Consider the following 9,729-nt stretch of genomic DNA (forward strand, 5'->3'; position numbering starts at 1 on the left):
ACAGGGCACCAATGGCACAAACGGTACGGACGGTGCGCAGGGAGCCCCAGGTACTCAGGGACCCCAGGGCACTCAAGGCACCACCGGCACACAGGGGCCCCAGGGCACCCAAGGCGCCACCGGCGCCAACGGCACACAAGGCCCGCAGGGAACCCAAGGCACCACCGGCGCCAACGGAACGCAAGGCACCCAGGGCGCACAGGGCGCCAACGGCACCAATGGGACGCAAGGCCCGCAGGGAACCCAGGGCGCTACCGGTGCACAGGGGCCGCAGGGCCCTGCGACCCTCAGCACCTATGTCATCCGGGGCCCCCAGGCCCTCCCGGTGCTCATCGGCGTGGGCGTGACATCAACGGCCAACTGCCTGGCCGGCGACGTGGCCACCGGCGGTGGCTACGACACCTTCGGGCTTCTCAGCACCGTCAACGTCATCGAGAACGCGCCGATTCCCAAGGGCGCCGGCACACAGTCCGGACCGGCCACCGGATGGCAGACCCAGGCATCCGTCACGATTCTCGGTGGCGGGTTCCAAGCCTACGCGGTCTGCGTTGACCAGTAGTTCCACCTGGCGCAGGTGCGTCTGAAGTAGCAAGTCGTTGTCGGCGAGCAGGCATGCGGTGCCTGCCAGCCGGTGCGGTGGAGCCCGACTTCGTCGGCTCCACCGTTGCCTTTCGACGGACTGGGGCTGGGGTCCATCCATCGACAGGATGCTGCCAGCGCCTGTGTGTGACAGGTCGTCAGGGCAAGGTGGGCCACCGGGGAGCGGTCCATTCGGGCGGGGCTGTGGTTTGGCCGTGAGCGGGTGCGGTTAGAGCTGGGAGTGCGTGGTGGCATCCGATCGTCACACTGTTCCGGGGGTCGAGGGATGGATCGCCTGACCGCTCGGTGGCCGTATGTGCGGTGGCTTCCGCTGACAGTGATCGTCGTCGTGGCTGTCGCTGACGCGGCGACGCCGACCGCCTATACGGGCGTCCCTTTGATCGCGTCGGCATGTGTGCTGGCCGGGGCGACTCTGTCTCTGCGGGGTACGGCGTGGACCGGGGCTTTCGCCTTGGTCATCACACTGCTCCTGAACTGGCGGCTCGGGCTCCTGGAGGACGCCACCGGTTGGGTGGAGGTGTTCAACGTCGGGCTCGCGTTGCTCATCGGCCTGGACGTGAACCGCATGCTCGACCGTTATACGAGGCAGTTGGCGAGGGTCCGGTCAGTGGCCGGGGCCATGCAGCGCGCGGTGCTCCCTTCCCCTCCCGCGCGGATCGGCCTGCTGGAGGTGGCCGCCCGATATGAGGGTGCGGACACCGAGGCCCGTATCGGCGGAGACCTCTACACGATTCAGGACACCCCCTACGGTGTGCGCATCCTCGTGGGCGACGTTCGCGGAAAGGGGCTCGGGGCCGTGTCCACCACCTCCACACTGATCGGCGCCTTTCGCGAAGCCGCCCACTACGTCCCTGACCTCGCTGACCTCGCCGTCCGGTTGGAACGGTCCCTGGCACGCGACAGCGCGGAGAACCCCAACGGCGGCCACGACGAGGAGTTCACCACCGCCCTCATCGCCGAGATCGACCACCGGAACCACACCCTGCACATGCTCAACCGGGGCCACCCCGCCCCCTATCTCATTCGAGCCGGCCGTATCACCGAACTGACCCCGGCCGCCCCCGATCTCCCCCTGGGCATGGGAGGACTGGGCGGGCAGCGCACGCTCCCCGACGCCTTCCCCCTCTCCGCAGGCGACATCCTGCTCTTCGTCACCGACGGGGTCACCGAGGCCCGCAATCGAAGGGGAGACTTCTACGATCCCATCCACCTCGCCACCTCCGGCAACGGCCCTGCCGGGCCCGCAGCCGTACTCGACGCGCTCGCCGACGCCATCCATCAATGGACCGGTGGCCCTCGCGACGACGACATGGCCACCCTTGCCATCGGCATCGTCTGACGACGACTCACCGTATCCCGGAGTCGATCGGGGCAGCTCAGACGCCGTGGCGGCATCGCTACCTGATAGTCGAACTGTGCGTCCAGCTCCCGGTCTCTGAAGCGGGGTGAGCCGGCACCGCGTGCGATGCCAGCTCTCGGTGTCATTGATGGGGCCCACAACGCGCTGGTGACGACAGCAGGGGACACCCTCCCGCTGAATCAACTCCGCCCGGTGGGTACGGGGCAGCGAAGATCGCAACCGTGCCTCCCCATGGTTCGTCTCCGAAGGCATGACGTCGTCCCATGGCCCCTCGCACACACTCCCGGACTGGCCGCACTGCGCCGAGGGTGCCGATCCGGCCATGGATCCCATCGGCTGCTCGGGCATCCGAGTCGCCGGGCGCACCCGGTGTCTGGAACACCTCACCGCCACTGATCGGACCGCATATCTGGCCTCCCTCTCCCCCGGCGACGATATCGATCACCGCGGTACGGCCTTCACCGAGCCGCTCCTGGACAGCCTTCTCGCCGTACTGCGCGATCCGAACGACGGCAGATCCCGGTTCGGCCAAGCCTGCTTCCGCGGGGCGGCATTCATCGGCAAGGCCGATTTCGCGCACGCGCGGTTCGACGGCGGCGCTCGATTCGAACACACATCGTTCACCGACGAGGCGACGTTCGAGAACGCATCGTTCGACGGCCCGGTCTGGTTCGGCAGTGCTTCCTTCGCTGGCCTGGCGCAGTTCGGCGGTACGACCTTCAGCGGCACTGCCCGATTCGGCGGCGCAGCGTTCACCGGCGCGGCCCAGTTCGGCGGCGCGACGTTCGACCGCGGAGTCCACTTCGGTGGCGCGACGTTCGCGGACAGAGCCCGATTCGCCCGTGTGACGTTCAGTCGTACTCGTCGACTCGGCCCCATGGTCTGTGCCGCAGGCTTGGATCTGACCGGTGCTGTCTTCCCGGATTCGACGGCCATTGAGGCCGTGGCCGCCTCCGTGGACTGTCCCGGCACCCGGTGGGAGTCGACTGCGACGCTGCGTCTGCGGTACGCGGCCGTGGACCTGTCCGATGCGGTGTTCACCCAACCCATCGCGATCAGAGCGCACCACAAGCCCTTCACGACTCTCGATGCCACCGGCGAACTACACATCGTGGACGAGATCGGCTTCTCCGGTGATGCGGGTGTCCGGCTCACTTCCCTGTCCGGGGTCGATGCCGCCCATCTGGTCCTGACCGACATCGACCTGACCGACTGTCTCTTCTCCGGGGCCTTCCATGTCGACCAACTGCGCCTCGAAGGCCACATCCGGTTCAGGAGCGCGCCCACCGGCACACAGCGGCGGGGCATCCTGCCCTTGCGGTGGAGCCGAAGGCGGACCCTGGCCGAGGAACATCACTGGCGAGCCGTCCGAACCCCACCCACCGACCCGACCGCACCCACCGCGGGCGAGTGGTCACCAGGTCCGAACCACCCGGAGCCCTCCCTCACCCCCGGGCCTGATCACCTCGCCCCGCTCTACCGGCATCTACGGAAGGCGTTCGAAGACGCCAAGAACGAACCGGATGCCGCCGATTTCTACTACGGCGAGATGGAGATGCGGCGCCACGACCCCGAGCGTCCCCGTGCCGAACGCCGCCTGCTGACCGTCTACTGGGCCTTGTCCGGGTACGGCCTCCGGGCCTCCAGGGCGCTCCTGTGGCTCGGGGGCGCGATGACCGTGACGATCCTCGCGATGATGATGTGGGGCCTGCCGAACAGCGACCCGAAGCCCAGGGTGACCGGGACGATGCCCATAGCCGGGCAGCAGACCAATCTGACCGTCGACAACGGGGACCCGAGACTCACCGGCTCCACACGGGAGCGGTTCTCCGGGAAGCGGGCGGAGAAGGCCACTCGGATCGTCGTCAACTCTGTCGTGTTCCGCTCCAGTGGGCAGAACCTCACCACGGCCGGCACCTACATGGAGATGACCTCCCGCTTCGTCGCACCCGCTCTCCTCGGTCTGGCCGTCCTTGCGATCCGAGGTCGTGTGAAGCGCTGACCGGCCGACCGGAGCACGGGACGCACGCCATGCCCGCCCACAGCCGGTGCTGACGCTGCACCGGTCTCGCCCCCCTTCACCAGGAGACCTCCACCGGGGCGCCACCGCACGAGGTCTCGTGCGGTGGCGCCCTTCTCATCTACGCCCGCCCGAAGGCGACCGGTGGCTACTTGCCGATGTACGCGTCGTACACGGTCACACTCGCTTTGCCACCCTGTGCGTCGGCGACCTCGCCCCGCAGGGCAACGCTCTTCCCCTTCGCGGGGTTCTTCACAGTGATCTTCCCCTTGATGACGGAGGTCCGCTGCCAGGTCGTGCCGGAGTCGTAGGAGACGAAGACGTCCAGGGACTTCAGCCCCTTGCCCGCCGCGGGCCCCTGCACCGTCAACGGAAATGTCACCGTACGGTCCGCCGGAACAGTGCCGTCCAGGTTCACATGGGCACCGAACCGGACGGTGGAAAGCGCGGTGCGCGTCTCATCGTGCGTCGCGGGCTTGGCGCTGCGGAAGGTCCAGGAACCATCGACACGGGTTCCGACGGCGGAGACGGCCGGGCTGCGCGTCACCGATGTGGTCAGGGTGTATTCGGCGTCGTCCGCGCCAACGTCGTAGAACTCCCAGCCCATGAGCGGATCCGCCTTCTCCGCGATCTTGGTGGTGCCCTGGTACAGCGTGGTCGTGGCCGAGGAGTACGCGGACCGGCCGATGTTGCCCCGACCGTCCGAGAACAGCGGCACAACGAATTCCAACCTGTTCCCCTGGCGGAAGACACCGTTGCGCCCCTGCATCAACGGGGAGTGCACGGCAGGTCCGAGCTTCACCCGGTGACTCGTACCCGGACGGAACTCCTGCTCCGGAGCGGTGTACCCGATCTCCTCCCATCCCTGGGCATCGAGTTGCACCCCGGACAGGGACCAGAGGTTGGCCTTCCCGTCGGTGGCCAGATAGTGGGTCCGGGTGCCCGGCAGGGCGGAGGGATACTCCGAGCCGAAGTCGAACCGATCCTTCCCGCCCAACGCCGTCGTACGTCCCGTCTTGCCCTGGACCGAGGCGCCGAGGGATGTGGTGACCTTCGCGAAGTCTGCTGCCGTGAACTTCTTGCTGTAACCGCTGAAGAGTCGCTTCACCTCGCCTCCGGCGGCAAGGCCGTACTGGGTGGAGGCGTCACGCTCCCACTGGGCGTAGAGGGCTTCCCTGAGCTCGACACCGGTGGGCTGCTCCGGGCCCAGTTGCGCGGTACGGAAGCCGTCGAACGTGGTGGAGGCGTGGTCCTTGAACTCCATGGACCGTTCACCGATGCCGACGAACACGGACGCCGCGGCGCCGGTCATCTTGGCGCCGGGGTCTGCGACGGTCATTTCGACGGGCTTGGTGGTGCGGGCATCGATGGCGAGAGCGGAGTTCTTCGTCAACGCCAGCCTGGGGTGGATCAGCCGGTCCGAGCCACCCGACTCGTTCGAGGCGCTGGAGAAGATCGCGTAGTCGCCCTTCGGCAGCCGGAGCTTCTCGCTACCGGTAGTGCTGCCGTACAGGGTGGTGGAGGCGTCGCCCTCGCCGGACATCTGCCGCAGATAGGTGTAGAACTCCTTGCCGGGCAGGCCGTCCCGACCCACGAAGTCGAGGGTCAGGTCGTACGACTCGACCTCGCGGTCCACGGAGGCCGTGGACCGGACCGTCTGGCCGCTGCCGGTCGCGGTGACGACGGCGGTGTGGACGCCGTTGTTGTCACCGCCGATCCGGGTGTCCGCGGTGAAGGGGACGGTGGCGGTGGAACCCGCGGGAACGGTGACCTTGTTCGCACCGAGGACGAAGAGGCCGGCGGGCGCGGGCCCACCTCGGGCGTCGAGCCCCTTGACCACCAGGTCAAGGGTGATGTCCTGGGTGCCCAGGTTGCGGTAGGTGATCTGCTTGGTGACGGGCTGGTCGTCGGTGTGCGGCCACTGCTGACGTCCGAAGGAGACGGTGGTCTCGTCGGCGACCACGGTCTGCTCGATGGCGCGGTCGACGGCGATCCGACCGGTGCCCTGCTGGAACACCGAGTACCCGCCGTCCTGGGCGGAGGCGGTCAGAGCGGCCTTGAGCCGTTCGCCCGTCCAGCCGGGGTGCCGCTGCTTCAGCAGCGCCGCGGCGCCCGCCACATGCGGGGTGGACATGGACGTGCCGCCTATGGAGAAGTAGCCGGCCGGGTTCTCCCCGACCTGCTCGGCGATGGTGCTGCCGGGAGACGACGCGGCGGTGATGCCCACACCGGGAGCGGTGACATCAGGTTTGATCGCCCCGTCGTGCAACGGCCCGACGCTGGAGAAGGGTGCGATCTTGTCGGCGTCGTCCACGGCGCCGACCGTGAGAGCGGCTTCCGCGCTGCCCGGGGAACCGACGGAACCGGCGTTCGGTCCCTCATTGCCGGCGGAGACCGTGAAGAGGACGCCCTTCTCCTTCGACATCCGATTGATGTGGGCCTCAAGCGGATTGATCTCGGGTCCGTCACCGGTGCCGAAGCTCATGCTGACGACATCGGCGCCCCTGCCGACGGCCCAGTCGACTGCGGCGATGGCCCCGGACTCCATGGTCCCGTGGTCGCCCATGACCTTGGCGTTGAGGATCTTGGCTCCGGGCGCGACGCCCTTGTACTTGCCGCCCGACTTGGCACCGGTTCCGGCCGCGATCGAAGCGATGTGCGTGCCGTGCCCGTGCCGGTCCTTGGTGTCCGGGGACGAGGTGAAGTTCGCCGCCCCGATCACCTGGGTCGCCAGGTCCGGATGAGTGTCGTCGACCCCGCTGTCCAGGACCGCGATGGTGACGCCCTTGCCGTCGTAGCCGGACTGCCATGCCTTCGGGGCGCCGATCCGGCCCACGCTCGTGTCCAGGTTCGCGGTGTACACCGCGTCCAACCAGACCCGCTCGATCCCCGGGACGGTCATAGCGGCCCGGGCGGCTCCGGCTCCGGCTCCGGCTCCGGCGAGGGTGGCCCACAACCCACCCGCATCCCGCTTCGGTACGGTCACAGCATCCGCGTTGATCGACGGCAATGTCCGCGCCACCTTCGCATCGGCGCGTACCCCCCGCCGGGCCTTGGCCTCCGACGCACCCTCGTATGCGACGACGACCTTCAGACCGTCGCGGTAGGCCCGCATGCTCTCGGGGGTGCTGAGCCCGGTGACGTCGAAGAGTCTCCGGTCGAGCTTTCCGGCCGCGATGAGCCGCTCGGCGTCGACCGGAACGGCGTAGGTGCGACCCCGCTCGGTCCAACTCCGTACGGCCAACTTCTCTCGACCCTCGCCTCGTTGGACCGAGACCACCCGATCACGGGAGTCCACGCCGACCCGGTCACCGGTGATCAGGGTGACCCATCGGAGTCCGGCCCCGGCACTGCCGACGGCTGTACCGTCATCGGCGGTGCCGGTACCCGCGAAGGCATTCGTACTGGTCATTCCGGCGACGAGTGCCGCTGCCACGAGGGCCGTGGTGACTGTGGTCGCACCGCGCCCTTGATGTCTGTTGGAGAACAAGATGGCTCCCTGCTGCACGGGGTCGGGGGGTGAAAGACATGGAGCGGCCCCGTACTCCCGCTCACGGCCGGGAAGAGAAGGAAGATCCAACTCCCGTTGCTCCCGACCCCACTGATGGCCGAAAATCGCCTCTCGGTCTCCTCTCTGCGACGGTTGGGCCCTGGGGGCGTACGCGGTACCCGTTTCCGTGGCCGCCGAGGAGCCCGATGACCTCGTTTGCGTGCGACGGGCGGCTCTGATCACGCAGATGGCGGGGAAGGAGGAAGTGACGGATGGGACGTCGTGAAGCACCTCTAGACCCCGGCGCGGGCCCCGTGCAGCGGTTCGCTCATGAACTGAGGCAATTGCGCCACGAAGCCGACGGGATCACCTATCGGGAGATGTCACGCAAGGCCAACTACTCGGTGACCGCGCTCTCCCGTGCCGCAGGTGGTGAGCAGTTGCCATCGCTGGCGGTGGTCCTGGCCTATGGGCGGACTTCTACGGCCGCTGCGCCGAGCATCGCTGTCTTGCGGATGCCTTGACCGATGCGGCGATGTTGGTGGGGCCGATGACCAGGGCTGAGCTGCGGGAGACGATCGTGGGACCCGCGCAGGCCGCGGGGCTGATCGTGGAACGGGAGCTGACCGCACGCCTGGTCGCGGAGGTGGAGGGAGAGCCCGGGCGCCTGCCCCTCTTGTCGCACGCACTACGGGAAACGTGGCGCCGGCGCCGCGGCCGAGCGCTGACCGCGGCTGCCTATGAAGCCTCGGGTGTTGTCCACGGCGCTATCGCCCAAACCGCGGAGGAGACATTCGCGGAGCTCTCCGACGAGCGGCGGGGCCTGGCCCGGCTTATTCCCCGCAGGCACCTGACTCCTGATGGTGCGCCTCGGCGCTTGCGGCTGCGGCTGCAACTGCGCCGCCCCAGCGCGGTATTGACAGCACCCGGGGTCGGCGCGAGGGTGAAAGTTCTTCTGCGGGCCCGAGACCGGAGGTCACCCCTTGGCCGGTTCGTCAGCACCTCGTTCGGACACCGACCTCGTCGAACGCGTACGTGGCCTCAAGCCGCTCATCCGCTCGCACGCCGCTCGCGCGGAGCAGCAGCGGCGGGTGACGGGCGAGGTCCTTGAGGCCCTCACGGATGCCGGGATCCTTCGGATGAACGTCCCCCACCACTACGGCGGTTACCAGACGTCGCTGCGGACCCAGATCGATGCTCTGAGCGAGGTCGCCGCCGCGTGCGGGTCGGCCGGCTACCTGGCCGTGATCCAGGGCGGTACCGCATTCATCGCGGCCCTGTTCCCCGACGAGGCTCAGGACGAGATCTTCACCAGTCCCGATGCACGGGTCGGTGGCACGCTCATCCCCAGCTCGAAGGCCGTTCCAGTGAACGGCGGCTATGTGGTGAACGGAAACTCTCCCTTCGCGACCGGCTGTCAGGACGCCGACTGGCATCTGCTGACCGCGCTGGACGACACGGGCGAAGGCCCTCCGAAGATGCTGTGGCTGGCCATCCCCATGGCCGATCTTGAGGTCCTGGACGACTGGAACGTCACCGGTCTGGCCGGGAGCGGCAGCAACACCGTCGTGGCCCGGGATGTCTATGTGCCCGCCCATCGTGTCCTGCCGGTGGGGCCGCTGCTCGAAGGTACGTTTCCTTCGCAGCGGAACAGCGCCGACCCCTTCTACGGGATGCCGGTGATGCTGCTGTTCTGCGCCTGGACGGCTGCGAACGCCCTCGGTCTGGCACGGGCGGCGCTGACGGAGTTCAGTGAGCGCATCCATCAACGGGGCATCACGTACACCTTCTACGAGCACCAGCACGAAGCCCCGGTGACACATCTCCAGTTCGCCGAGGCCGCGATGAAGGTCTCGTCCGCGGAACTGCTCACCGCCGACCTGGTGGAACTGATCGAATCCAAGGTGGCCAATGCGGAGCCGTACACGACGGCGGAGCGGGCCCGGATCAGGGGGCAGTGCGGGTATCTGGCGCGATTGTGCAAGGAGGCCGGCGACCTCATCGGGTCCGCTTCCGGCGCCTCGTCGCTGCACCGAGAGGTGCCAATCCAGCGGATCGTGCGGGACCTGAACGCACTGAACCTGCATTCGTTCGTCAACCCCTCAGCCAATCTGGAGTTGTACGGCAGGGTGCTGTCGGGGCTCGACGCAGGGACCCCCTTCCTCTAAAGGGTGTTGCAGAAGGTCCGTTTCGGGCAGGCCGGAGTGGTGCTTGGCCTGCTGTTTCACCGTGTCATGGCGAGGTTGTGCATGGCGGCGA

Annotated in this window: 4 protein-coding genes and 2 pseudogenes; 5 read left to right on the forward strand and 1 reads right to left on the reverse strand. The window is 68.0% G+C overall.

From position 1 onward, the window contains the following. The 3 genes and pseudogenes from ACFXJL_RS25960 to ACFXJL_RS25970 form a co-directional block, all read left to right on the forward strand. A pseudogene (locus tag ACFXJL_RS25960) lies at nucleotides 1-559 on the forward strand (collagen-like protein); the annotation flags it as partial. A 369-nt stretch (nucleotides 560-928) separates the two neighbouring features. Then, entirely contained in the window at nucleotides 929-1,939 is a 1,011-nt protein-coding gene (locus ACFXJL_RS25965; RefSeq protein ID WP_384696169.1) for a PP2C family protein-serine/threonine phosphatase, read from the forward strand. A 271-nt stretch (nucleotides 1,940-2,210) separates the two neighbouring features. Further along, complete coding sequence (locus ACFXJL_RS25970) at nucleotides 2,211-3,962, forward strand: pentapeptide repeat-containing protein (protein ID WP_384696171.1); 1,752 nt, start codon at nucleotides 2,211-2,213, stop codon at nucleotides 3,960-3,962. A gap of 166 nt (nucleotides 3,963-4,128) precedes the next feature. Here ACFXJL_RS25970 and ACFXJL_RS25975 read toward each other — a convergent pair whose 3' ends face one another. After that, on the reverse strand, nucleotides 4,129-7,470 hold the full coding sequence (locus tag ACFXJL_RS25975) for a S8 family serine peptidase (RefSeq protein ID WP_384696174.1): 3,342 nt from the start codon (nucleotides 7,468-7,470) through the stop codon (nucleotides 4,129-4,131). A 272-nt stretch (nucleotides 7,471-7,742) separates the two neighbouring features. Here ACFXJL_RS25975 and ACFXJL_RS25980 point away from each other — a divergent pair. Further along, a pseudogene (locus ACFXJL_RS25980) lies at nucleotides 7,743-8,434 on the forward strand (helix-turn-helix domain-containing protein); the annotation flags it as partial. Between the two features lie 19 nt (nucleotides 8,435-8,453). Beyond that, nucleotides 8,454-9,638, forward strand: coding sequence for an acyl-CoA dehydrogenase family protein (locus ACFXJL_RS25985; protein WP_358882445.1), 1,185 nt, complete (start codon nucleotides 8,454-8,456; stop codon nucleotides 9,636-9,638). Nucleotides 9,639-9,729: the final 91 nt, after the last annotated feature.

Origin of the sequence: Streptomyces sp. NPDC059256 (assembly GCF_042753785.1) — a bacterium.
In the GTDB taxonomy this organism is placed as follows: domain Bacteria; phylum Actinomycetota; class Actinomycetes; order Streptomycetales; family Streptomycetaceae; genus Streptomyces.

Coding starts and splice junctions, on each gene's coding strand:
- ACFXJL_RS25970 (WP_384696171.1), top strand. CDS start 2,211: ATGACGTCGTCCCATGGCCCCTCGCACACACTCCCGGACTGGCCGCAC.